This window comes from Pseudanabaena cinerea FACHB-1277 (assembly GCF_014696345.1).
Lineage (GTDB): Bacteria > Cyanobacteriota > Cyanobacteriia > Pseudanabaenales > Pseudanabaenaceae > Pseudanabaena > Pseudanabaena cinerea.
In genome coordinates this window covers 60,732-84,788 of sequence record NZ_JACJPY010000010.1, presented here as the reverse complement: position 1 = coordinate 84,788, position 24,057 = coordinate 60,732, and the positions used below count along the sequence as shown (strand labels likewise).

Sequence of the window (24,057 nt, the reverse complement as noted above, 5' to 3'; positions counted from 1 at the left end):
TCCCATTGGTATTCAAGTCCTCTGGCGTGGCTGGTCTAATTTACGCGAACTTTGTCAGGGCTGGCTTCTTGCTCAAATTCATACTTAACGGGAAAAGTAAGATAAGCTTACTTAATTAAATTAAAATATGGTAGATAATCAAAATAAATCAACAGTAAAGACAGGAATTCAAATTAATGAGTTAGTTGTTTTACTGTGTATTGTAGCGATTTGGTTAGCATTTAACTTGTTAACAGCATCAAAAAGCCCGATAATTGAGACAGATGAGGTATTATATACCGATCCATCCGCTAATCTTTACTTCGGTAATGGATTTACATCTACAGGTTGGTATGCCCAAAATGGCGATCAATTTTGGGCGGGAAATGTACCCTTACATCAGATATTTCTATACTATTGGATTCGTATTTTCGGTTTTAATCCAACTAGTGTGAGATCGATCAATTACATCTATATGGTTGGTGTAGTCGTATTCATCTGGCTGACTACTATTAGGTTAGATTTAATAAAAAAACAAATCTCCAGATTAGCACTAGTATTTTTGATTTTGACTGATTATGGCATCACATATAGTTATCGATCAGGAAGGTCAGATGTAATTTGTATATTACTTTGTTCCTTGGTTTTTCTTTGCTATTCCATTAGAAATAAATTCTTACGATATATTTCAATTTCTATCCTTTCTGTACTTTTCCCATTTGCAGGATTACAGTTACTAGTTTATTCTTTTGTCTTAGGAATCGTTTTAGTCTGCTTTTTAAAAAGAGCTTTACTAAAAGAATTTTTAATAGTTCAATTTAGTTCTCTATTTGGACTTTTAATGCTTACATTAGTATATATTGATAGAGGGGTATTAAAATATTTTCTCCTGTCGATAGCTCCCCACAGTAAGCTGATTAACAATTTAGTTGATAATTCTAATTTTGTGTATGACTTGGTGGGCGATCCTAGCATACAAGATAGGTTTTCAATCACTGGGCTTTTAATTAAACCAATAATCTTTTTAGTAAGAGACTATAGCACCGTTTGTGTGTTGATTTGTTTACTTACAATAATTGGATGGCAGATTTCACAAAAACAGTTTAGGTTTAAGTCTAGTGCGTTTTTTGGCGTAGTAAATATTATTGTAGTTTCATTGACATTATCAATTGTTGGAAAAATCCCTGCCTATTATTCATGGATGATTTTTATACCAACTACTATTTCTCTGTTGATGACCTTAGATAAGTTTCTGAACAAACATTATAATTACCATAATATATTAACAGATAAAATCACGAAGACTATCATTATATTCAATTTGATTTTATTGATTTTTGCGTCCTCTGGTATGTTTACAAGGATATTTTTTAAATGGGAACGTGGCGACTATAGCAAGGCTGAAAAATTTGTTATTAAAAATGTCACAAAAGATGATGTAGTTTTTTGTGATGAACAAGCTTATTATCCAGCTAAGATTCATGCAAAAAAAATCTTTCTGCCGCCATATTTGAGAGTTATTTCATTAGCCGAGAAGGAAAGTATATCTGTCTTAATTGTTTCTCCCAACTCTCTTACCTCTTTTAACAACATTTCAAAGCTAATCGGTGGTCAATGGGAACTGAAAGATAGTATCAATGAATTTTCATCCGATTTTCTGAACATCGCAAAGGTAAAAGGTTATAATTTGCAGGTGTTTTCCAGATTAAAAAAACAAGAGAATTAAACAAATTAAAGTCTGCTATATAAGAAACTACTGCTGCTAATAGTGCATCAATTACTAAAGTGGGATCATCTATAATTAGTTGTGACTGCATCAGGAGAATAAATCTATGACAGCAATTATGGCGCGTGAACTAGATCGGATTCCACTGCGAATACCGATCGCACCTTAAAGCGAGATTTATATGCAGAAAGGTTTCACACACCCGAATACTTTCCCGAATACTTTTATTTCTCACCAGACACATTAGAGTTTGCTGGGTTTAGGTTGGATTTTAATAAGTATCGCCCTATTGTTGCCAATGATCGGGGCTGGCTATGGAGCGAGACTTTAGGGTTTTTCTTAGGAATTCACGATCGCCAATTGCGGTATTTTTCGTTGGAGGGGGCTTTGTTGCCAACACCCCAAGAAGCGGCTAAAAATGAGATGTTAGCAGCTAATCAAGCGCGGCAAATTGCTGAGCAGGAGCGCCAAACTGCTGAGCAGGCTAAGGCGGAGTTACAGGAATTAAAGGCAAAAATGCGATCGCTTGGTATTGAGTGAGCGGAGAAATCAGATATGTCTATGGTTTGTTCCTATGCGATCGCGATAGTTGAGCATCAACCAATTGTTACAAGATCTTAAAATCAGGAGTTGCTGACAATTTAAGTATTAGGATATACATAGTTAGGAATAAAAGTTAGAAATAAAAAGCTAGCTCTTGACTCAGTTCTCTAAATCTCTAAAATTATAGTTTTGAGGGTGATAGTTATGAACGGTCTAATGCAACAACTTAGGAACATGGTGGAATATCTAAGCGATGCGATCGCCAGAATTTTCACCCCTAGCAACGATGATTTTCCTGCCACTGGCGAGCAACCTTACAAAGGCGATCCTGCTGCTGAAAGTAATCGCTAATCAAGTTACATTAATTATTAAAGACTAAAAAAGAAAGCGTTGCCAAGTAACGCTTTCTTTTTTGGCATAATCTTGGCAACACTTAATCAGTTTTTGGTAGCTTTTCTGAATGCCACATAATTTAGCCCCGTTAGTCACGACCTCCAGCCAATGGGCAAAGAAAAATCTATTTGACAGTTGGTTTAATAGTATTTTGACCCTGATCTCGGTTTGGTTGCTGTCTCAGATGGTAGTCGGAATCTGGAATTGGACAACCACGATCGCCCAGTGGTCAGTGGTCAGTAGTAATTTGCGACTGTTTTTGGTGGGGCTATATCCTGAAGCAGAGTTTTGGCGCTTGTGGATTATTTTAGCGATCGCTGGCACATTATCAGGAATTTCATGGGGAATCTGGGGCAGATTTAGCCGTTTTGTGGCGATCGCCATTGGTGCTTTAGCAACTGCCCTAGCGATTTTACTGCCCGTTGATGGCATCTCGAAATTTCTGGTTTTTGGTACGGCAGGAGCGATCGCCCTTGGGTTTGCGATCGGGCAGAAAATTAAAATATTTACCACAAGCTCTTTGATTTTGGCGATCGCTTGGGTTTTATCTTTGCCTATTTCCCTCTGGCTATTGAGCGGCAATGCAGGACTAACGCCTGTGGATGTAAATGTTTGGAACGGTCTGGTTTTAACGCTCCTAGTGGCGATTTCAGGAATTGTCTTTTCTTTCCCCTTGGGCATATTGTTGGCATTGGGGCGACAAAGCGATTTACCCGTAGTCAAAATATTTTGCATTCTTTATATAGAGATCGTGCGCGGTCTGCCCTTAATTGGCATTTTATTTATGGCGCAGGTGATGCTGCCTTTATTTTTACCCGCAGGATTGGAAATAGATCGCGTGTTAAGGGCGATCGCGGCTTTTATATTGTTTAGCGCCGCCTATCTCGCCGAAAATGTGCGGGGTGGTTTACAGTCAATTCCCAAGGGGCAAGCCGAAGCTGCCAGAGCTTTGGGGTTAAATGTTCCCCAAGCGATCGCCTTAATCATTCTGCCCCAAGCGCTCAAAGCTTCCATTCCTGCGATCGTCGGGCAGTTTATTGGGCTATTTAAGGACACATCTCTAGTAGCGATCGTGGGTTTAGTTGACCTGATGGGCGTTGCCCGCACTGTCCTATCCCAGCCCGAATTTATCGGTCGTTACAGTGAAGTCTATTTATTTGTCGCCGCAATCTATTGGCTATTTTGTTTCTCCCTCTCCCAATTCAGTCAAAACCTAGAGAAAAAATTAGCGTAGAAGCCTTAAATTGATAGCATCCTGCCAAAAACTTTCCTATAGCTAGTTTGATTGGTAATCACTGTAAAATCTAGCAAACCTGTTGCAGGGACAATTTTATAGGGCAATGGATAAAACATGAAAGCTATTTCTGTATTGGGAACCTCATCTAATGCTGGCAAAAGTTGGATGGTGACGGCTTTGGGGGCATGGTTGCGGCGACAGGGGGTTAGGGTTGCACCGTTTAAAGCTCAAAATATGTCTAATAACTCCTATGTCACCCTAGAGGGCGGCGAAATTGGCAGAGCGCAGGCGGTACAGGCGATCGCTTGTGGAATGCGCCCGATCGCCGAAATGAACCCGATCCTACTTAAACCATCGGGTAAAGGAACTTCCCAATTAGTATTACTCGGCAGAGCAGGAGAACATATTGCCGCCGTTGACTATTACCAACATATTGAGAGCCTCTGGCTAACTGTCGCGGAAACCCTCGAATTTTGGCGCGATCGCTGTGACCTATTGCTGCTAGAGGGGGCAGGCAGCCCTGTTGAGCTAAATCTGATGCAGCGCGATCTCGTCAATTTGCGCCCCATTGTGCATTTGCAGGGGCGTTGGCTATTGGTGGGCGACATTGAAAAGGGCGGCGTATTCGCACAAATCATTGGTACATATCACCTGATGCCAGCGATCGCCCAAAATCTGGGACTAGGCTTTGTGGTGAATAAATTTCGTGGCGATTTGCGTTTATTTAATGATGCCGAATTCCATTTCCATAAACATATGCCCAATCTTCCCTATTTGGGTGTGCTGCCCTATGAAAATGATTTGCAGCCCGAAAGCGAAGATAGTTTATGTATTGAGGCGGAGTCGAAGGGTAGTGGCGCGAAAATTGCTTGGATCAGGTTTCCCCATTTATCCAATTCTCAAGATAGTCAGCCTTGGCAATTGGATCTAGGCATAGCGACCTGCTGGATCGATCAGGTGCGGGATCTCATCGATGCTCAGGTGATTATTTTGCCAGGGAGCAAAAACACTTTGAGCGATCTGCAATGGCTCTGGTCAACGGGCTTAGCCTCGGCAATTCTAGAAGCACATCAGCAGGGCGTTCCCATTGTCGGCATCTGTGGTGGCTATCAAATGTTAGGGCAGGTTTTGCGCGATCGCCAAGGTGTCGCAGGTAATGCAGGTGAAATACGGGGGTTAGGGCTGTTGCCAATGCGAACGGAATTTATGGAAGTAAAGCAGGTGCGGCAGGTGACAGCGATTTATCAAACCGAACAACATACTGATCGATGGAATGCCTACGAGATCCATATGGGTATTACGGAACCGATTAACAATCTTGATCAATCTCCCCCAATGCAGCCATTTTTGCAAGTTGATGATGCAGGCACAAGGCGGGATGAAGGTTGGCAAAGCGATCGGGTCTGGGGAACCTATTTGCATGGCATATTTGAGTCGCCGCAGGTTCGTCAAAGCCTTGTGCAGTTAGCCAAGATCGCCAACTATCAACCCGCCAAAATCCTCTGGCAAGCCCATCAACAACAACTCTATAACAGCATGGCGGATCTCATTGAGACCCATCTCGATCTCAGTGCAGTTTGCCGCTATTTAGCTTAGTCAGTGAGATTTTGCCAAGCCGATCGCGCTGCCCTTTGTAGGCGCGAGACCGCCCTATTCACTTTTTGGGTAACTGGCTGAGCAACTTGGGTTTCTAATTTCTTTTCCACATTTTCGAGGGTTTCGTTAACGGTTTCTACTGCCCAGCTATCAAATTCTTCAACGCGATCGCGCAACCTGTCAACTTGTTTGTCAACGGTTTTATGTGCCTTATAAACACCTTTTTGGTATTGCTTTTGGGCAACGTCAGCGACCTGATGTAATGTTTTTTCGATTTGGTGCTTGATATCTCGATTACGGGACTTTTGATCATCTTGTTTAGACATTACCGACCCTCATTTATGTCATCGCAAAGTTCATCACAGATTCTTTTGATTCATCTTACAGTGCTTTGCGCTCGCAAGAAAATTTTTAAATGCGCTAGGGAGTAGCCATTTTACAATTTTGTATGATTTAAAATGAGAATTACGATTGCGCGTGTTAACCTGATTAGCAAAATTTTGAAGTCCCTATTGCTTAGTAACTAATGGAAACCTTGTCCTTAGAGATCAATTCCCCAACTACAGGATCTAAGGTAAATGAGTGCGATCCTCAGGACACACAGCCAGACTTGCCTTTGCCCACATTGCCTCCCGCCCTGCCAGAGGAAATATTAGGACTGAATTTGGCAAATACCAAACAAAAAGACGACTGCCTATATCTCTATAGCCGCGATCGCCAAGCCGATGGGGCTACCAAGATTTTAGAGGCGATCGCCCTAAGCACGCAGGATTTGCAAAGCTCAGTTTTGTTTGCCGAAGGGATTCGCCGCCTCAAGCTGCATGGGCATTTTTGGGCGTTGGGGGTAGATTTACCAATTGCCGAAGCCGCGACCATTGCCGCCGCCGTAATTGCCGATCTTCGTGCCAAGTTGCCACAGGTAAGGCTCAAACTGTTATTGCAAGATCATTGCCTGAATCTATTATGCGAAACTCGTACTGCCATCTTGCAGGCGGAAATAGCGCTACCGATCCTAGATACACTTCGCAATTTAAAGGCAGCCGAATATTTTCAAGCAGTCACTGTTTCCAATCGCAACATTGACAAAAAACAGCCTAATTGGTCTTTTGAAATTGATCTATTAGCGATCAATTCCCCCTCTAGGAGTGAGGATCACAGTATCAATGCTGATCCTAATCTATATTTAGATGTTGAGCCTTTGGCAAATGGCGATCGCGCTACTGCCGATCTAGCAGATCTGGAAAATAGAAATTCCCGTAGCCTAGAACGACTGCTGCCACTAGTCCAGATCATGCAGCCGATTTTCCAACTAGAATGGCTTGGCAAAAAACAAGCCCCTAATTCCTCGCCCCATACTATTGGTGAGAAGATTTCTATACCTATGGGGCTAATCAGCTTAGCGATCGGCATCGCCACAACCTTTGCAATTGATCGCACCCTAAGCTATCAAACCCAAGCGAATTTAGCTACTCAATCCTCTTCAGGCAGAAATTCAGGTGCAAGTTCAGAAAAAGTGAGCGCCCTTGAATTAAATTCTGTGATTTCAGGAGCATCGAAAGGTAAACAGACCATTGCTAAAAATGTCACCAAAATTGAGGACAAACCCTCACCCAACTTTAATATTGCTGCCCTCAATGAAAAGCTGCTGCTGATTGATTGGCATATTACCCAAAAGCAGCGATCGCCCGATGTGATGATCGTGGGCAGTTCTAGAGCCTTGCGTGGCATTGAACCCACCACCCTCGAACAGTCCCTCGCCAAACAAGGGTACAAAAATATCAGCGCCTTTAATTTTGGCATTGATGGCGCGACCGCGCAGGTGGTGAATATTCAAATTACGCAAATCCTCGAACGCCCCCAATTGCCAAGGATGATCATTTGGGCTGATGGACTCCGTGCCTTTAACAGCAAGCGCAATGACATTACCTATGATGAAATTACGGCTTCTATTGGTTACAAACAACTTCAAGCGAAACTAAAAGAACAAGGTAATCTGCCCATAGCCCAAAATTCAGCTACACCTGTGCCACCTGCTAACCCCGTTACACAGGCGATCGCCCAAGTTTTTAGCACTAGTAACCAACGCCAAGAAGTCCGCAATTCCGTAATTAAAAACTTTGATCGCAATACCCAAGCCCTCAGCAACAGCGAGTCACTGATTGCCGCAAATGCCCCTAAGACCGCTAATATTCTTGACCCCAAAGGCTTTGTCACCTTTGATGTCACCTTTGACCCCAATACCTATTTCCAGAAATATCCCCAAGTTCCAGGGGACTATGACCTTGACTATCGCTACTTCGAGACCAATGGCTCCCAGTTTGAAGCCTTTAACAATGTGGTCGAATTTTGTCGGCGCAACAATATTCAACTCGTAGTTGTGAATATGCCGCTCCATGAAACCTATCTCGATACTATTCGCCAAACCTACGAAGCTACCTTTAACGATCGCATGGCGGAGCTGGCAAAACGAGAAGGATTTGTATACCTGAATTTATCCGCCGACCTTGCCACCCAGTCAGCTTTATTTTCCGATCCTAGTCACCTAAATAAGCAAGGTGCGATCGCGATCGCTCAAGCGATCGCCCAAAACACAAAGATCCCTTGGCAACTTCTTAAATAATTTTCTTAAATAATTTTTGTTAAAACTCTGAAGCACTTGTGCTATTTTTGCCCAATAACGCGATCCAAACAGCTATGATCGCCTTACGGCTTCTTCATTGAACGCATATCATCCAATCTTAGGAACTCTTGGGCTATGAATACCTCAGATCAAGCACCAACTACCGCCTCAAGCTTAAAAAGTAAAACCAAGGCTCTTGCCAAACGCGGGGGGCGCACCCCCTTCGAGAGCAAACTGATTCAGGCTGGTCATGCCACCTCCGACCAATTTGATCGCGCCGTCAAAGATAGCCAAGAGCAGAACGTTCCCTTCATTAATGTTTTAGAGCAGATCCTCGGACAACAGCTTGCCCCAGACATCACCCGCTATTACAAGCGCCAACAGCTTTTTGAACTGCGCGTTCTCTATGGCATTGAGCCAATTGATCCCGATGTTGATGTTGATAAATTTGATATAGCCGCCCTCAGCGCTCTGCTTGACTCCAATATCATCCCCATCGCCAGTTGCCGCGACTGTGAAATTCTGCCCCTTGCTAAGACTGAGAATAGCATCACCATTGCGGTCGTATCGCCCGATAGTTTTAAGGTACAGAGTGAAATCACGCGCCTGATTAAAAATATGACCGTCATCAGGCGTGTAATAGCCCGCGAAGACTTCCATCGCACCTTTGATAATATTATCCAGTTTCAGATCAATAAAAGCTCTAAGGCGGAAGGGGCGATCGCTGAAGAAGATCTGCAAGTCAAGGATGATGTCTTTGGTGATGATATTGCGGAGGACAACAAAGATGATGAATTGATGGTGGGCGGTGAAAACTCTGCACCAATCATCAGCCTTGTGGACAAAATTCTCGTTAGAGCGCTCAAAGAAGGTTGCTCCGACATTCACATCGAGCCACAGGAAAAGGATCTCTGTATTCGCCTCCGCAAAGATGGTGTATTGCGCGAATACTTCTTCCTCAGCGAAAATAAGCGTCTGCCCAAGAGCATTATTAATGCAGTCATTTCCCGTTTTAAAATCATTTCCAACCTCAACATCGCTGAAAAACGGGTTCCCCAAGATGGCAAACTCAAGCGCAACTTCCAAGGTCGCCGCGTTGACTTCCGCGTTAATACCTGCCCCACCCAAAACGGCGAGAAAATCTGCCTACGGATCTTAGACAACTCCAACACCCAACTAGGACTAAACAAACTCATCAGCGATCCTGAAAGTTTGGCGTTGATGCAAAGCTTTGCTAAACGTCCCTATGGGCTGATCCTCGTTACTGGCCCCACAGGTTCAGGCAAAACCACCACCCTATATTCCACCCTCGCCGAATGTAACGACCCAGGTATTAACATCAGTACCGCCGAAGATCCCGTCGAATATAACCTGCCTGGGCTAACCCAATGTCAGGTACTCCGCGAAAAGGGCATGACCTTCGCTAGTATTCTTCGCGCCTTCCTGAGACAAGATCCTGACGTAATTCTGGTGGGTGAAACCCGTGACGCAGAAACCGCAAAAACGGCGATCGAAGCGGCGCTGACAGGACACTTAGTCTTGACCACCCTGCATACCAACGATGCACCCAGTAGCATTGCCCGACTCGAAGAAATGGGTGTAGAACCATTCATGGCAAGTACCGCCATCATCGGTGTACTGGCACAGCGTCTATTGCGCCGCATCTGCGACAACTGCCGCATCCCCTATAACCCCACCCAAGAAGAACTCGATCGCTTTGGCTTACCCAGTAGCGATCTGGAAAAGACCTTCTATAGAGCCAATATCGTCAACCGTGAAGCCATGCTCCCAGGTCAGCGTGTCTGTCCTAAGTGCAACGGCTCAGGCTATAAAGGGCGGGCTGGGGTTTATGAAATCATGAAAATGACCGAACGCCTGCAAAGTGCGATCAACAAAGGCGCAACCACGGAAGTCATTAAGGAAATTGCCGTACAGGAAGGCATGAAAACCTTGATGGCATATGCTTTTGACCTAGTACGCCAAGGTGCAACTAGCCTCGATGAAGTATTACGGGTTGTGTATACCGATAAAGGACGGGAAGCCGAAGAACGCGCCCGACGCGGTAAAGGTTTGGAATGTGAAAATTGTGACGCAATGCTGACCCCTGAGACTGTGGAATGTCCTTACTGCACCACACCGCGATCGTTCTAATCACAAACAGAAAAGGGCTATGCCCTTTTCTGTTCAACTATTCTTAATTTACTTAATTTATTTAATTCGCTTAGGAGAATCAACTGCTATGGTCATGGACTATATTATCGAAGACTTGATGGAAGAAGTGGTAGAACGTAAAGGTTCTGACCTGCATATTTCCGCAGGTTTGCCACCCTACATCCGCATCAGTGGACATCTCACCCGCACCGAGCGCGACCCCCTAAGTCCAGAAGAATGTCAACGTCTAATTTTTGCGATGTTGAATAATAACCAACGCAAAGCCCTCGAACAAAACTGGGAATTAGACTGCTCCTATGGTGTTAAAGGACTAGCCAGATTTAGGGTCAATGTCTATAAGGATCGGGGAACCTATGCCGCTTGTTTGCGGGCGCTTTCCTCAAAGATCCCTGACATGGATGATCTTAACTTGCCACCGATTGTACGCGAACTTAGCGAAAAACCCCGTGGTTTAGTTTTAGTGACAGGTCCAACGGGTTCAGGTAAAACCACCACCCTCGCGGCAATGATCCAAACCATCAACAAAACCCGTGCCGAACATATTCTCACCGTTGAAGATCCCATTGAATTTGTGTATGAGTCGGTGAAAAGTATTATTCACCAGCGCCAAGTGGGAGAAGATACTAAAACCTTTGGCAATGCCCTCAAAGCAGCACTGAGAGAAGATCCAGATGTAATTCTGGTGGGGGAAATGCGCGATTTGGAGACGATCCAACTGGCGGTATCGGCGGCGGAAACGGGGCATCTAGTATTTGGTACGCTCCATACTAGCTCTGCCTCACAAACCGTCGATCGCATGGTGGATGTATTCCCTCCTGAACAACAGGGGCAGATCCGCGTTCAGCTTTCTAACTCCCTTGTGGCAGTACTTAGCCAAACCCTAGTGCCGCGCCACAACCCCCAACCAGGGCAGTTTGGACGGGTAATGGCGCAAGAAATCATGGTGGTAACACCTGCAATCTCGAACCTGATCCGTGAAGGTAAGACGGCGCAAATGTATGGCTTTATCCAAACTGGTGGTAAGGAATCGATGCAAACCCTTGAGTCGGTCTTGGCTAAGCTCTATTTAGAAGGCGATATTACCTTTGAGGCAGCGATGTCTAAAACTTCGCGTCCTGAAGAATTATTGCGTGTAGTTGGTCCTAACCCTGCTCCAGTCATGAAACGGAAGTCGACGGGTGATATCCGATCGCAGGATATGATTAAGTCGCGATCAATTAGCGGTTAGACTGTACCTTTTGGGTGTATTTTAGCTCTGTTTTAGCTGTATTAATGAGGTGTCATTATGGCAAGATTTCAAGGAATGCTGAAGGATTCTAAGGGCAAGGCTGTCAAACAGACGATGGTAGCTGAGTCAGTCAAGGAAGCCCGCGAAGCATGGCGGCAAAAGGGTTTTGTTGTTCAGGAAATCAAGGAAGTACAGGGCGGCTTTGACTTTGCCGAATTCTCTCTGTCGATGCAAAAAGTCACCGTTAAGGATCTCGCGCTGTTTTCACGGCAGTTAGCCACCTTGGTGAACGCAGGGGTATCGATGGTGCGTGGCTTGGGTGTCATGGTTGACCAATGCGCTAATCCGCGTCTTAAAGCTGCTCTAGCTAGGGTCTTAGACGATGTACAGCAGGGGACAAACTTTTCAGATTCCTTGAGAAAGCATCCGAAGATCTTTGATAATCTCTACTGCGCGATGATTCAAGCGGGGGAAACGGGCGGTGTCCTTGATGATGTATTGGCTCGCTTGGCAAGTTTGTTGGAAGACTCGGCAAAGCTGAATAACCAGATTAAAACGGCGATGACCTATCCGATTGTGGTCACATCGATCGCTGTTTTGATTTTCCTCGGTATGTGTATTTTCATCATTCCTGTATTCGATGGCGTATTCAAAAGCTTGGGTGGAGAATTACCTGCGTTTACCCAGATCTTGGTTAATATTAGTAATTTTCTGAAGAGTCCATCGGTTTCTATTATTCCTATCACTATTTTTGTGATTGCATTCGCTTACAAACGCATCTATGCTACCCCCCCAGGGCAGCTCTACTTTGATGGCTTGTTTCTAAAACTACCCCTATTTGGTGATCTCGTTGTCAAGACTGCGGTTGCCCGTTTTGCCCGTACCTTTGGTTCTTTGTCAAAGGCAGGTGTACCAATTTTGAGTTCCCTCGAAATTACGGGAGAGACGGCGGGTAATTTGGTGATTTCCAATGCGATCGATTCAGCGCGGGAGGCGGTGAAGGAGGGCGGACAAATTGCCCCTGCAATGGAAAAAACGCAGGTATTTCCAGTGATGGCTTTGCAAATGATTAGCATTGGTGAAGAGACTGGGGAAATCGATAAGATGTTGATGAAGGTGGCGGACTTCTATGAAAATGAAGTGGAGGAGGCGGTAAAGGCATTAACAAGTTTAATGGAACCATTAATGATCATTGTCCTTGGGGGCATGGTTGGTTCGATTATTGTGGGAATGTATTTGCCGATCTTCTCAATTATGGACAAAATCAAATAATATCAAGTCAAAAGAGAAGGAGTGCAAAGCACTCCTTTATTTTTTGTATTTTTTGGCGATCTCGCCGCCTTAGCCAGAGCCTGCAAGTTATTATGCGAAGGCGATCGCCTTTCTCAAAACATCGTAAGCATTAGATATGACAGACTCTATAAAGAAAAAGGGATAAAGAATGTTAACCAAATTGAACTTAAGAGGTATTGGTTCGATAAGAGATCTTGAAATTGAGTTTGGTGATCGCCTTAACATTCTTACGGGTGACAATGGCTTAGGCAAGAGTTTTCTACTTGATGTAATCTGGTTTGCCTTGACAGATAATTGGATTGGATTGCCAGCACTACCAAATTTCGACCAAGATATTCCTCCATATATTCGCTTTCAAGTCAGTAATGGGAAAGAAGGCGAGAGTGTCTTTCTATTTGATAAACAAAGATGGCAAAATTTTCGGCGTTCACAAGAAAATGAGATTGTTATCTATAGTCGTATTGATGGAGGATTTTCGATTTTCGATCCATTAAGACAATTCACTCCTAATGAAGTTTACAACTTCACATCAAATCAAGTTCTGAACGGATTAATATTTAATAATGGCTCCATACCTTGTATGGGGCTGATTCATGATCTTGACTATTGGCAGCTAAAACAAACAGAAACACCTTATCAAATTCTCCAAAGTGTAATTCAACATCTGTCGCATCCCGATGAGCTAATGCAAGTTGGTTCATCTGTAAGGCTTTCAGTAGATGATAGCCGTCAAATTCCTACCCTTTCTTTACCTTATGGCAATGTTCCTATAACTCATGCCTCTTCTGGTATTCAAAGAATACTAAGTTTGGCATATATGCTTGTCTGGGCTTGGGAAGAACATATTCAAATTGCAAAACTCAAAAGAAGTGAGCCACTCAAAAAAATTGTTTTTCTAATTGATGAATTAGAAGCACATTTACATCCCAAATGGCAAAGAACTATTCTTCCTGCCATTCTTCAAGTTTGTAAATTATTAAATCCAGAAATTGAAGTGCAAGTTGTTACAACGACACATTCACCGATGGTGTTAGCATCTGCTGAACCGTATTTTGAGGAAGAGCTAGACAAATTATTTCTTTTTGAGTTACTTGGAAGCGAGGTAACTCTCAATGAAATTCCTTGGGTGAAGCAAGGTGATGTGGTGGGATGGCTGACTTCAGAAATTTTTGACCTCAAACAAGCGCGATCGCGAGAAGCCGAAGCAGCAATTGGTGCGGCTCAAGCTTGGGCTGTTAAAGATTGGTCCTATAAATTTCCTGACAATTTAAAGACATTCGCACAAATTCAAGCAGAACTCGAAAAAGTCATTCCTGGTCACGATCCTTTCTGGATTGGCTGGACTGTCAAAAATGAGGCAAGACAGAAATGATTCATTTTGATTCTGTACCAGAGCCTCCCGATTTTGATCGAGAAGTCAGACAAAAAGGTGAAGATTGGCTCTCAAAAAATCCTGATAAGAAAAGACCAAGAGATTTATGGTCGCCTTTTCGGAAACATCTTGCCGATGGATTTCAAAATCTTTGCGGATATTCAGCAATGTTTGAGCCAATCGGCACAGTAGACCATTACATTAGTTGCCATCAAGATCGCACAAAAGCCTACGACTGGGCTAATTATCGTTTTGCCTCAGCTTGGATCAACAGTTCTAAGAGGGCAGACGATCAAATTTTAGATCCATTTGAGGTTGGAGATGAATGGTTTGAAGTAGAATTGTTGACATTTAGTTTAGTACCTCAAATTGAGAAAATACCAAGTTCTGAAATCGCAAAAGTCAAACAAACTCAGCAAAAATTAAATAATGAGGTAATTGTACGACAACGTAGAGAATGGTATCGAACCTATGCTGATGGCGAAATAAGCCTTGAGGGTCTGGAGAAAAAAGCCCCGCTTGTTGCCCGTGCGATCCGCAAAAGGACGATCGCCACAGATTAAGTTCTGAAAATCTTAACCGTGAAATAATAATTATGGGTATAGGCGATAGTTATTCATTTGCTGTCTTATGAGTTTTGGATGATTTAATCTAAAAAAATTAGAAGATAGACTCTAAGTGTATTATCCTAGGATGGGCGGGTGTAGCTAGGTCTTTTTATGACATTCACCTTCTCAAAATATTTATAAATATCAACACAAATATTATGGCTCTTATCGGAAATGACGAAAATAAAATTCAACGCGCAAAAACTCGTGTGTTGTTAGTGCTATGGGCTGTAGCTGGGGTTGATCAGGCTCTGGGTAAGGGGAAGATTGAGCCGCTTACTCGCACTAAGGAAAAGGCTAGTGACTATGATGAGGTTTTTGCGGCGTTGGAGGCGGATGGGGCGATCGCTTTGACGAGACTAAAGAATGGCAACATCAAAAATGCAACGTTAACGCAGGTTGGGTTTGAGTTGTTGGGTGAGTATTTGCGATCGCCTGATTTTGAGTTTGAGGGTACGCAGATCGGCGCAAGGATGGGTAATTATTTGGTGAAGTGGATTGCTCATGTTCCTACAGTGGCGATCGCTTCAGATAGTTCTACTGATGAGGCTGTGGTGGCTGAAGGTTAGGATTTAGGGATTTGGGAGTATGGCGATCGCATAGACAAGATTGCTAAAATATCTGGTAAATTCAATATTTCAGTGTATCGGTTGGAGATTCTCTATATGCTAACTAGACAAAGGCTTGAACTATTAGATGCGATCGAGCAAACTCCCGAAGAATACATTCCAGAGTTATTAAATTTTGTACATTTTTTTAATCAACAGCGAATTACCAAGTCTTCATCGGCAACTGCTTGGGATTTTGCCATGAGTGAGATTAATAATAGCAATCCAGAAAAGCAAAATCTCAAAAGACAAAGAATCAATCAATTATTTACAACATGGGCTGTCTTGGATAGTGAAGATGAGCAGAAAGAAGCTTTGAAAGTTATTGAATCTGTTGAAGATTTGTTAATATACAGTTCAAAAATTGGAACAATCTAATCAGCGAGGAAGAACTAGACGCTCAAATCGTAAGCGCTAAGGCTGTGGCACAAGAGTCAGATGCCACTGAGCCAAGGGCAATATCCGTTCGGTTTGATCGTTTGTCTAGACTGATTGTAATTTCTCTTAAGAATGGAGCTTTCTTTAGCTTTCCACCAACCTTAGTGCAAGGATTAGCGGAAGCTACTGCTGAAGATCTTGATGATGTATGGCTTGACGCATCGGGGAGCAGTGTTCATTGGGAGCGTTTAGATGCAGACTTTGACATTACTGGATTAGTTGCAGGTATTTTTGGAACAAAGGCGTGGATGTCACAGTTAGGATGCAAAGGCGGACAGGCTACTTCTGAAGCAAAAGCAAAAGCGTCTCGCGATAATGGCAAAAAGGGGGGTCGCCCCAAAAAGTTGTTACAGATATGAGATAGCGATCGCTTGGTTTCTTGCTGATGGGTTGACGGATGGGCGATCGCTAAAATCAGTCTATAAACCTTACAAATCTTAATTTTTAATTTTCTCGGAAACTTTAGCAAAAAGGACACAAAAGTACTATCATGAAAATAGCGGGTGTGATGGTTTTTGTTTTTGCTCTATTTTCTGGCAAATCCCCAGAGAATTGCCCTAAATAACTATTGAGAGTTAATTAAGATGTCTATAAATAATGCTGAGATTCGTTTGCTGTTGGGTATTTGGGATCTGGGTAATGGTCAGGGTGAAGTAAATAAGGGTGCGGTTTTGCCGTCTTTTAGTGGTAAGGACAAAGATATTAAGAAAGCTGAATACAAAAATGCTTTGCAGTCTTTGATCGATGGTGGGGCGATCGCTGTTTCTAAAAAGTATGCGCTGACGGATGTGGGTTTGCAAAGGTTGGCGGAGGGTTTGCGATCGCCTGATTTTAGTTTTCAGGCTGCGTCTGTGGTGAGTAGTCGTTTGGCTGATGCGGCGTTGCGTTGGTTTCAAAAAAATTCGGGTGAGGTTGCGGGTGTTGAGTCTGCGCCGAAGATTTCGTCTTACGATGAGTTTAAGGCTGTGGCTTTAGAAACTTACGATCAACTTAATCGTGATTACAACTACGATAACTTCGTACCAATTTACAAGATTCGCCGATCAATTGGCGATCGGTTAACTCGTACAGAGTTTAATGACTGGCTAGTTAAGATGCAAGCAGATAGCCTTTTACTGCTACAAGAAAATGCTGTTGAAGACAACGCAAGAGATAAGCTTGAAGATTCTGTTTCCACGCCTATCAATGGTTTACGTTGTTATGCTACCAAAAAGGTGAAATAGGGGGTTAAAACTATGTCAAATGAATTTACTGATCCTAAAATCATCAATCAACTGATTGAGCAACACAATCCCTTCTCTGCAAAGGTTACAGCGCAACATAATGTTTGGAGCAACGATTACTCTGGCGTAACGTCTATCAATCAGTCTGCTTTTGAGCAAGTTCTAGCATTGATTGATGCAGTCGATACTGGAAAATCAGAGGTAGAAGGTGCTGTTATTATTGGTGAACGTGGTTTGGGGAAAACTCAGCTACTGGCTAGACTACATCACCATTTACACTTGAATGACAAAGCCTTTTTTGTTTACATGGGTGAGTATGAAAATTTGGATAAGGTTAAATCTGAACTTCTACAAGCTCTGGTATACAGCCTTAAACGTGAATATCGTCCTAACGTCACTCAGTGGCAGGTTTTAGCAGCAGAAATGTATTTTGAGGCAAGAGGAGATCGACCTTGTACGGTTGAGCATCTTGTCAATCAGTTCCCTAGTATTTTAGGGAAAAATCCTAGCCGAATCAATGACTGGACTAACGGAATTGCTCACAAACTTGAAAGTCTAAAAAATATATACTTGATTAGGGCGATTCTGTGGACGCTTATACCCGAAGCTGCACCATTTGCGGCTATGTGGTTAGCTGGCAAAAAACTGGCAGACGACTCAGCTAAGAGTTTGGGACTTCCTCCAGATCGTGATGGTGATTCTTTTTCTTACACTAGTGATTTATTGAGCCTGATTACTAGGTATAAAACAGTTGTTTTTTGCTTTGACGAGCTAGACACTCCAAATATCAGTAGTTTAATGCTGACAACTGCCCAAGCTGTATTTAGCCTAGCCAAAGATTTTTATAAGAAACGCATAGTTCTCTTGTTTGCCATGTTTCCTAAGACATATCGCGAAGAGATCAGAGATCCTATTGACTGTCCTATGAATACGACAATCTTGGCAGCCAAGGATCGCGTAAGAAATGAAATCAAGTTGGAAGAACTTGGCGTAGAAGCTAGTCTTGCGTTGATTGAGCATCGTTTGCAAGAATTTTACACGCAGCACAGTGTGATTCCACCTGATCCATTTTATCCTTTTGATAGAGAGAAGTTAATCCAATTTTTCTCAAATGGAACAGCTATAGCCCGTAAAGTTTTGCGCTATTGTGAGGAGAATTGGACTCCTCAGCCCCCTGTTGGGATTGATATGCCTATTGATCCAAAACCTAAAAAACAGACAATCACCTTACAAATTAAAGATCGCTATCAGCAGCATCTGCAAGACGTTTATAGCGATATTGACAAGCTAGAAGCCGATCTTTTTGAAGAGCCTGAAAAAATCACAAAGGCTTTAAGATTTGCTTTTGATCATCTGATCGATCAAGTTGTTGACGAAATGAAGATCTTTGCTGTCATTGATGAACAGGATAAAGCTTACAAAGACATTGTTCCTTTTAAGGTCAAAGTTCGTAAAGCAGATAGCCAGAAAGGTCACTATGCCTTTATTGGTGTTGCTGTAATCCAGAAAACGGGAGTGTCTTTAACTAAAGCTTTAGAAAAGCTAGTTAAATTTAATGAACTAAATCAAACAAGAGCTTGTTTGATTCGCTCTGACGATATAGGCGGTAAGATGGCTAGAGGATATGCCCTAGAAATCATACAGAAGGGCGGTGAATGGGTTCAATTCCATACAGATCATATTGCTCCTGTATTAGCATTACAGTCTTTCGTTGATAAGCTTGGTCAAGATGATCAAGAACCATTAACTGAGCAGCAAATTTGGGAATATGTCAATCAAGAGCGAATTTTGATTAATAATCCTTTGATTAAAGAGATACTAAGTAAGCCAGAAACGAGAGTCTCTAAAGACTTTAAGTTGTCAGACCTAGCTAATCTCGCCAGTAAACTTGAGCGTATTCCTAAACCGACATTTACCACAATAGATGTAAGTACAAACAGTGTCGCAACTGATTTAAAAGATGATGTAATCTAATCTACTTCAGCTAAGAAATATGACAGAAGCAACAATTTTTGCTGCATTACGCCTGCCGTCAGGCGTTCTGTCTTCCCTTGAATCGGGAAGTATTACAGCTATTCACGCTCAATCTTTCAATAGACCACAACAAAGTTTTGCTTTATGTAGTGATGATCCATCAGCTAGTGAGGTTAAAATCTCTGCATGGGCGCGTTGTGATGGAAGTCAACAGTTCTCTGAAAAAAATAAGTGTGATATTCTTGCGGCACGTTTACAAATACCCGCAGAAAGTTTACAAAATGCCTTAGAACAAAATGACTTTATTTGGCTTAGCTATCTACGGGTTTACCATTTACCATCACCTATCATCATCAAAAACAGTACAAAAGGAGTATTTTTAGCCCTAGAAGACAGAGTTTATATCAATGACCTGCAACCAGTTTTAGATGATATCACCTATGAAAAACGAAAAAGAGAAGTTGAAAATCTAGAACCACCTGAGCCGCTAGATGTTCAAATTCAGAGAATGATAGAAGAAGCAGAACTTCAGCAAAAAATAGAAACATCTAAAAATCTTGACTGGATTCAAAAAATTGCAAAGGTTGGTAATTCAAGTGGTGGTCATGAGTTTGAAAAATTAGTTAGAAAAAGCTTTATATTTCTAGGTTTTAGTAACTCTAATACTAACCCTAAAGCTAGTCTCGATCCTGAAGCAACAGGTGGGGCAGGAGGTATTGATCTATGCTGTGAATTACCCTATCCAGTAGTTGGAGAGTGTAAAGCAAGTGCTAATCAAAAAATCCCTACAGAAGTATGTAGCCAGCTTACCTATCTTGGTCAAGCACATTTCCCCAACCACTACGAAAAAGCAGTCAAAATTATAATTGCCGCAGGTTCTCTCAATCATCATTCTAATCCAGTCGCCATAGGAAATAAAATGAACGTTATCAGACCAGAAACCTTAGAAGAGCTAGTTAAACTTAAACTCACACATTCAGGGGCGATTAATCTACAAGATTTAAAATTGAGCTTAGAAAGTGAACCGTTTGGTGAAGACTCTAACTCTAAAATTTTAGGATTCATTGAAAAAGCAAAACTTGAAATCAAACTGCGATCTCATATTGTCAATTTGGTTAAAAAAGCTAACAAAAAAGTTGGAATTGATTATCTTTCGGGTGTTTTTGACGCTTCAAACTATCCAAAACATCTAGAAGATAACGAACTTTCTGATATTTTAATCGAACTTTCTTCACCATTGGCGGGATATTTGGGAAGAGTTAAGGGTGATGGTGGAACAGGCGATCGCTTTTATTACTTGCGAGACTTGCCAAGTTAATATATTTTTAGTGAACCATAAAAAGGAGAAATTATGAATACCGATACCGCCTTATGGCAAGTTGTCATCAATATGCCCGACACACTCAAAACAGAACTTTTGCATTATGCAGAATATCTACTTAACAAATATCCAATAGCTAAAACCGTTGAGGAGCAACCTACAAAACAACAGCATGGCTATGGTAGTTGGGCTGGTCAAATTTTTATGTCAAGTGATTTTGATGAACCATTGGAAGAACTAGAGGAATATATGTAATATGAAATATATTCTAGATACACACTTAATTTTATGGTACTTGAGCAAAGATCCTAACCTTAGTACCAAAGCAAAAGCAATCGTAGATGCACGGAATGGACTGCACTTTAGTATTATCAGTCTTTGGGAAATTTCCATTAAAGTTAATATTGGCAAATTACAAATAAATCGACCTATTGAAGCATTACCAATAGAACTTCAATATATGAATATCCAAATTCTACCAATTACGATTAGGGATATTGAGATATACTCTAGCCTTCCATTACCAAACACACCGACAAAACATCGAGATCCATTCGATCGCATATTAATTGCCCAAGCAATAAACCATTCCTTCAACTTAGTAAGCAAAGATACCACTTTTGATTCTTATCCAATTTCGCGTATTTGGGATTAACATTTTCTCATTAGCCTAAGATATTTTGGAAGAGTTAAGGGTGATGGAGAAAAAGGCGATCGCTTTTACTACCTGCGAGATTTACCGATAGAATAAGGAGACTACAACGAAGAGAAACAACATGGAAAAAGTAATCATCAAAACTAACATCAAACAACAAACAAGCGATTTTCAATACTGGCAACAACAAACACCCAAAAAACGCCTAGAAACCCTCGAACAAATTCGCCAAGAATATCATCAATATAAATACAATGCTCAACCAAGACTTCAAAGAGTTTATACAATTATTAAACGACAACCAAGTTAACTATCTTGTCATTGGCGGCTATGCAGTCGCGATACATGGACATCCACGATATACCAAAGATATTGATATCTGGATCGAAATCAGCGAAGAAAACTCACAAAAAATAATTACCGCATTAACTGAATTTGGCTTTGGCAGCTTAGGATTGACTGCCAAAGACTTTCAAGAACCACATCAAATCATTCAACTTGGCTATCCACCTAACCGCATTGACCTAATCACCAGTCCAGATGGCATCGACTTCCAAACCTGTTACGATTCCAAAATAGAAGTAATGCTTGACGATATAGCCGTTAAATTCATCGATCTTGATAACCTCAAAAAAAACAAATTAGCATCTGGCAGACTGCAAGACCTAGCAGATTTAGAGAACCTTTGCTAGTTGATTGAGTAAGCGATCGCTACTGACTTTCTTTCATTAGCCTAAGATATTTTGGACGAGTTAAGGGTGATGGAGAAAAAGGCGATCGCCACCGCACAAGCCTTTAACTCTGGTTGTTTTGAGTCAGGACAGGCTTCGGCATGGGTGAGAGCATTGGCTTCAGCATTGTCTGCCCAGAGTGCGCCCCAGTGCATCGGCACAAAGACAACACCAGGGGCGATCGCCTTAGTTACCATTGCAGGGAATTTAGAAGCACCGCGCCTTGATTTTACTTCCACCAGATCGCCGTCATTAATTCCCAACTTATCGGCATCTTGAGGATGGATTTCGATAAAGGGATGGGGGTGCATTTGGCGAATTTTGTCGATACGTCCTGTGCGGGTTTGGGTATGCCAATGTCCGTAAAGTCTGCCTGTGGTGAGGATAAATGGATATGCTTGATCGGGAACTTCAAATACACCTTGGGAATGGTAGGCAGCGAAGTTGGCGCGGCGATCGCTGGTGTGGAATTGGCGATCGGTATAGAGGCGCTTGTTATGGACTTGATCAAGTTCGGGGGCGCTATCTTTGCAGGGATATTGGATAGCACCTAGTTCGGCGAGTTTGGCATGGGTGATACCTGTAATTTCGCAGGGGCGATCGCGGGTGATTTGGGCAAATTCTGCATAGACATCGGCGGAATTTTGGAACTGGAATTGGGCATTAAATCCAAGGCGGCGACCAACTTCAGCGAAGATTTCCCAATCGGCTTTGGCTTCGCCAAGGGGGGGCTGAAAGGCTTGGCAGAGAGTAACGCATCGTTCAGAATTGGTCATTGTGCCAGTCTTTTCGCTCCATTGGGTGGCGGGTAATAAGATATGGGCAAACTCAGAGGTTTCGGTGGGAAAATAGGCATCTTGATAAACGGTGAAGGGCGATCGCCTCAAAGCTGCCTTAGTCCTTACCAAATCAGGAAAACTCACCGCAGGATTTGTGGCAGCAATCCAGAGAAAAGCCACTTGATCGGATTCCAAACCACGCACGATATCCCAAGCAGTGCGCCCAACCTGCGGCGAAATACTGCCCTTGGGCAATTGCCAAAATGCTTCTAGTTCAGCACGGTGATCGGGATTGGTGGCAAAGCGATAGCCTGGTAGTAAATGCGCTAATCCGCCTGCTTCGCGTCCGCCCATGGCGTTGGGCTGTCCTGTCAGCGAAAAAGCACCTGCACCCTCTTTGCCTATCTGTCCTGTGAGTAAATGCAAATTAATAATCGACTGTACTTTGGCAGTGCCTTGGACTGATTGATTGATACCCATTGACCAAATGGAGAGAACTCGTGGCGATTCTGCCCAATATTTTGCCGCTAGTTCTAGCTCCTCAATGCTGATACCGCAGCGCCGCGACACAAATTCGGGGGTGTAATGTTGAGTCAGTTCTTGAAATTCGGTGAAGCCATTGGTGTGATTTTCAATGAAGGCGCGATCGCTTTTCCCCCAAAGTAATAGTAAATGCGCGATTCCATTTAATAAATCAATATCTGTTCCTGGTTGAATTGCTAGATGTAAATCGGCAACTTCCGCAGTTTGAGTACGGCGCGGATCAACCACGATTAGCTTAACGTGAGCTTCCTTTTTATGGCGCTTGCGAAACCGATTAAAAATAATGGGATGACATTCGGCGGTATTTGTACCGATCGCAAATAAACAGTCGGTTAAATCAAAATCCTCATAGCAGCAGGGAGGACCATCGGAGCCGAAGCTTTTGACATAGCCCGACACTGCCGAAGACATACAGAGCCGTGAGTTAGCATCAAAATTATTGGTTCCTAAACAGCCCTTAAATAATTTTTGGGCGGTGTAATAGTCTTCGGTTTGGAACTGTCCCGAACCATACATACAGAGAGCATCGGCTCCCTTGGTCGCTAAGACTTCCTGAATTCGTTGCGTAATTCTATCGAAAGCCTCATCCCAACTAACTTGACGGAACTGATCACCCAAGCGATCGCGCATCATTGGATGCAGTAAGCGATCCTTCTGAATTGATTCGGCAATGGTCGCCCCCTTCACACAAACCATGCCCTGACTCGATGGATGGGCGCGATCGCCTCGCACTTTAAAGCGATCGGGAAATTTGAGTGTTGGTTCTTTACCAGTTTCTACCACCTCCAAACCACAGCCAACTCCACAATAGGGGCAGAGAGTTTTGATAGTTTCGAGGGAAGTGGACATGATTGGTAATTGGGGATTGGGGATTGGGGATTGGGGATTGTTATTATCTGATGGCTTATTTGCCATTTACGGTTCAAAGTTTCGATCCCCCCCAGCCCCCCTTGAGAAAGGGGGGAGAATTTTCTTCTTCCCCCTTTCTCAAGGGGGATTGAGGGGGATCATTAGTAAC

Annotated in this window: 22 protein-coding genes and 1 pseudogene; 21 read left to right on the top strand and 2 right to left on the bottom strand. The window is 42.8% G+C overall.

Annotated elements, in window-relative coordinates; genetic code table 11:
- Positions 1–127 precede the first annotated feature (127 nt).
- The 5 genes and pseudogenes from H6F44_RS05630 (at position 128) to H6F44_RS05610 (ending at position 5,474) form a co-directional block, all read left to right on the top strand.
- On the top strand, positions 128–1,705 hold the full coding sequence (locus tag H6F44_RS05630) for a hypothetical protein (protein WP_190349975.1): 1,578 nt from the start codon (positions 128–130) through the stop codon (positions 1,703–1,705).
- Between the two features lie 135 nt (positions 1,706–1,840).
- Positions 1,841–2,245 (top strand): annotated as a pseudogene (locus tag H6F44_RS05625) (Uma2 family endonuclease); the annotation flags it as partial.
- Positions 2,246–2,452: 207 nt separating this feature from the next.
- The gene (locus tag H6F44_RS05620) at positions 2,453–2,599 is read left to right on the top strand and encodes a hypothetical protein (protein WP_190349974.1); all 147 of its coding nucleotides are present in this window, start codon (positions 2,453–2,455) and stop codon (positions 2,597–2,599) included.
- 109 nt (positions 2,600–2,708) lie between these two features.
- Positions 2,709–3,875, top strand: coding sequence for an amino acid ABC transporter permease (locus H6F44_RS05615; RefSeq protein WP_190349973.1), 1,167 nt, complete (start codon positions 2,709–2,711; stop codon positions 3,873–3,875).
- A 117-nt stretch (positions 3,876–3,992) separates the two neighbouring features.
- The gene (locus H6F44_RS05610) at positions 3,993–5,474 is read left to right on the top strand and encodes a cobyric acid synthase (RefSeq protein ID WP_190349972.1); all 1,482 of its coding nucleotides are present in this window, start codon (positions 3,993–3,995) and stop codon (positions 5,472–5,474) included.
- On the opposite strand, the gene H6F44_RS05605 is transcribed toward H6F44_RS05610, so the two are convergent.
- On the bottom strand, positions 5,471–5,800 hold the full coding sequence (locus H6F44_RS05605; protein ID WP_190349971.1) for a hypothetical protein: 330 nt from the start codon (positions 5,798–5,800) through the stop codon (positions 5,471–5,473). The genes H6F44_RS05610 and H6F44_RS05605 overlap by 4 nt on opposite strands.
- Before the next feature lie 200 nt (positions 5,801–6,000).
- On the opposite strand from H6F44_RS05605, the gene H6F44_RS05600 reads away from it, so the two are divergent.
- From H6F44_RS05600 to H6F44_RS05525, 16 genes are all read left to right on the top strand, one after another.
- Positions 6,001–8,094 carry a D-alanyl-lipoteichoic acid biosynthesis protein DltD gene (locus H6F44_RS05600; RefSeq protein ID WP_190349970.1) on the top strand — a complete coding sequence of 698 codons (2,094 nt, stop codon included), beginning with the start codon at positions 6,001–6,003 and terminating at the stop codon, positions 8,092–8,094.
- A gap of 135 nt (positions 8,095–8,229) precedes the next feature.
- On the top strand, positions 8,230–10,245 hold the full coding sequence (locus tag H6F44_RS05595; RefSeq protein WP_190349969.1) for a GspE/PulE family protein: 2,016 nt from the start codon (positions 8,230–8,232) through the stop codon (positions 10,243–10,245).
- 94 nt (positions 10,246–10,339) lie between these two features.
- The gene (locus H6F44_RS05590; protein ID WP_190349981.1) at positions 10,340–11,494 is read left to right on the top strand and encodes a type IV pilus twitching motility protein PilT; all 1,155 of its coding nucleotides are present in this window, start codon (positions 10,340–10,342) and stop codon (positions 11,492–11,494) included.
- 57 nt (positions 11,495–11,551) lie between these two features.
- A complete protein-coding gene (locus tag H6F44_RS05585) occupies positions 11,552–12,766 on the top strand; it encodes a type II secretion system F family protein (protein ID WP_190349968.1) in 1,215 nt (404 codons plus the stop codon).
- A 169-nt stretch (positions 12,767–12,935) separates the two neighbouring features.
- On the top strand, positions 12,936–14,159 hold the full coding sequence (locus tag H6F44_RS05580; RefSeq protein ID WP_190349967.1) for an AAA family ATPase: 1,224 nt from the start codon (positions 12,936–12,938) through the stop codon (positions 14,157–14,159).
- Entirely contained in the window at positions 14,156–14,722 is a 567-nt protein-coding gene (locus H6F44_RS05575) for a hypothetical protein (protein ID WP_190349966.1), read from the top strand. The genes H6F44_RS05580 and H6F44_RS05575 overlap by 4 nt, the downstream gene beginning before the upstream one ends.
- A 203-nt stretch (positions 14,723–14,925) precedes the next feature.
- Positions 14,926–15,336, top strand: coding sequence for a hypothetical protein (locus tag H6F44_RS05570; protein WP_190349965.1), 411 nt, complete (start codon positions 14,926–14,928; stop codon positions 15,334–15,336).
- Positions 15,337–15,432: 96 nt separating this feature from the next.
- Positions 15,433–15,753, top strand: coding sequence for a hypothetical protein (locus H6F44_RS05565; protein WP_190349964.1), 321 nt, complete (start codon positions 15,433–15,435; stop codon positions 15,751–15,753).
- 44 nt (positions 15,754–15,797) lie between these two features.
- Positions 15,798–16,172 (top strand): DUF2442 domain-containing protein, encoded by a 375-nt coding sequence (locus H6F44_RS05560; RefSeq protein ID WP_322096170.1) that lies wholly within the window; start codon positions 15,798–15,800, stop codon positions 16,170–16,172.
- Positions 16,173–16,397: 225 nt separating this feature from the next.
- Positions 16,398–17,036, top strand: coding sequence for a hypothetical protein (locus H6F44_RS05555; protein WP_190349963.1), 639 nt, complete (start codon positions 16,398–16,400; stop codon positions 17,034–17,036).
- Between the two features lie 12 nt (positions 17,037–17,048).
- Positions 17,049–19,010, top strand: a complete 1,962-nt coding sequence (locus H6F44_RS05550; protein ID WP_190349962.1) for a hypothetical protein — start codon at positions 17,049–17,051, stop codon at positions 19,008–19,010.
- Between the two features lie 19 nt (positions 19,011–19,029).
- Positions 19,030–20,328 carry a DUF1802 family protein gene (locus H6F44_RS05545; protein ID WP_190349961.1) on the top strand — a complete coding sequence of 433 codons (1,299 nt, stop codon included), beginning with the start codon at positions 19,030–19,032 and terminating at the stop codon, positions 20,326–20,328.
- A 33-nt stretch (positions 20,329–20,361) separates the two neighbouring features.
- A complete protein-coding gene (vapB, locus tag H6F44_RS05540) occupies positions 20,362–20,586 on the top strand; it encodes a type II toxin-antitoxin system VapB family antitoxin (protein ID WP_190349960.1) in 225 nt (74 codons plus the stop codon).
- 1 nt (position 20,587) lies between these two features.
- On the top strand, positions 20,588–20,986 hold the full coding sequence (locus H6F44_RS05535) for a type II toxin-antitoxin system VapC family toxin (RefSeq protein WP_190349959.1): 399 nt from the start codon (positions 20,588–20,590) through the stop codon (positions 20,984–20,986).
- A gap of 121 nt (positions 20,987–21,107) precedes the next feature.
- Positions 21,108–21,296, top strand: a complete 189-nt coding sequence (locus H6F44_RS05530) for a hypothetical protein (protein WP_190349958.1) — start codon at positions 21,108–21,110, stop codon at positions 21,294–21,296.
- Complete coding sequence (locus tag H6F44_RS05525; protein ID WP_190349957.1) at positions 21,241–21,678, top strand: DUF6036 family nucleotidyltransferase; 438 nt, start codon at positions 21,241–21,243, stop codon at positions 21,676–21,678. Before H6F44_RS05530 ends, H6F44_RS05525 begins: the two co-directional genes overlap by 56 nt.
- A 41-nt stretch (positions 21,679–21,719) precedes the next feature.
- Here H6F44_RS05525 and H6F44_RS05520 read toward each other — a convergent pair whose 3' ends face one another.
- Complete coding sequence (locus H6F44_RS05520; protein WP_190349979.1) at positions 21,720–23,888, bottom strand: molybdopterin oxidoreductase family protein; 2,169 nt, start codon at positions 23,886–23,888, stop codon at positions 21,720–21,722.
- Positions 23,889–24,057: the final 169 nt, after the last annotated feature.

What these genes read in the sequence shown, in the direction of transcription:
- H6F44_RS05630 (WP_190349975.1), top strand. Translation starts at nt 128, where the DNA reads ATGGTAGATAATCAAAATAAATCAACAGTAAAGACAGGAATTCAAATT.
- H6F44_RS05620 (WP_190349974.1), top strand. Translation starts at nt 2,453, where the DNA reads ATGAACGGTCTAATGCAACAACTTAGGAACATGGTGGAATATCTAAGC.
- H6F44_RS05615 (WP_190349973.1), top strand. Translation starts at nt 2,709, where the DNA reads ATGCCACATAATTTAGCCCCGTTAGTCACGACCTCCAGCCAATGGGCA.
- H6F44_RS05610 (WP_190349972.1), top strand. Translation starts at nt 3,993, where the DNA reads ATGAAAGCTATTTCTGTATTGGGAACCTCATCTAATGCTGGCAAAAGT.
- H6F44_RS05605 (WP_190349971.1), bottom strand. Translation starts at nt 5,800, where the DNA reads ATGTCTAAACAAGATGATCAAAAGTCCCGTAATCGAGATATCAAGCAC.
- H6F44_RS05600 (WP_190349970.1), top strand. Translation starts at nt 6,001, where the DNA reads ATGGAAACCTTGTCCTTAGAGATCAATTCCCCAACTACAGGATCTAAG.
- H6F44_RS05595 (WP_190349969.1), top strand. Translation starts at nt 8,230, where the DNA reads ATGAATACCTCAGATCAAGCACCAACTACCGCCTCAAGCTTAAAAAGT.
- H6F44_RS05590 (WP_190349981.1), top strand. Translation starts at nt 10,340, where the DNA reads ATGGACTATATTATCGAAGACTTGATGGAAGAAGTGGTAGAACGTAAA.
- H6F44_RS05585 (WP_190349968.1), top strand. Translation starts at nt 11,552, where the DNA reads ATGGCAAGATTTCAAGGAATGCTGAAGGATTCTAAGGGCAAGGCTGTC.
- H6F44_RS05580 (WP_190349967.1), top strand. Translation starts at nt 12,936, where the DNA reads ATGTTAACCAAATTGAACTTAAGAGGTATTGGTTCGATAAGAGATCTT.
- H6F44_RS05575 (WP_190349966.1), top strand. Translation starts at nt 14,156, where the DNA reads ATGATTCATTTTGATTCTGTACCAGAGCCTCCCGATTTTGATCGAGAA.
- H6F44_RS05570 (WP_190349965.1), top strand. Translation starts at nt 14,926, where the DNA reads ATGGCTCTTATCGGAAATGACGAAAATAAAATTCAACGCGCAAAAACT.
- H6F44_RS05565 (WP_190349964.1), top strand. Translation starts at nt 15,433, where the DNA reads ATGCTAACTAGACAAAGGCTTGAACTATTAGATGCGATCGAGCAAACT.
- H6F44_RS05555 (WP_190349963.1), top strand. Translation starts at nt 16,398, where the DNA reads ATGTCTATAAATAATGCTGAGATTCGTTTGCTGTTGGGTATTTGGGAT.
- H6F44_RS05550 (WP_190349962.1), top strand. Translation starts at nt 17,049, where the DNA reads ATGTCAAATGAATTTACTGATCCTAAAATCATCAATCAACTGATTGAG.
- H6F44_RS05545 (WP_190349961.1), top strand. Translation starts at nt 19,030, where the DNA reads ATGACAGAAGCAACAATTTTTGCTGCATTACGCCTGCCGTCAGGCGTT.
- vapB (WP_190349960.1), top strand. Translation starts at nt 20,362, where the DNA reads ATGAATACCGATACCGCCTTATGGCAAGTTGTCATCAATATGCCCGAC.
- H6F44_RS05535 (WP_190349959.1), top strand. Translation starts at nt 20,588, where the DNA reads ATGAAATATATTCTAGATACACACTTAATTTTATGGTACTTGAGCAAA.
- H6F44_RS05530 (WP_190349958.1), top strand. Translation starts at nt 21,108, where the DNA reads ATGGAAAAAGTAATCATCAAAACTAACATCAAACAACAAACAAGCGAT.
- H6F44_RS05525 (WP_190349957.1), top strand. Translation starts at nt 21,241, where the DNA reads ATGCTCAACCAAGACTTCAAAGAGTTTATACAATTATTAAACGACAAC.
- H6F44_RS05520 (WP_190349979.1), bottom strand. Translation starts at nt 23,888, where the DNA reads ATGTCCACTTCCCTCGAAACTATCAAAACTCTCTGCCCCTATTGTGGA.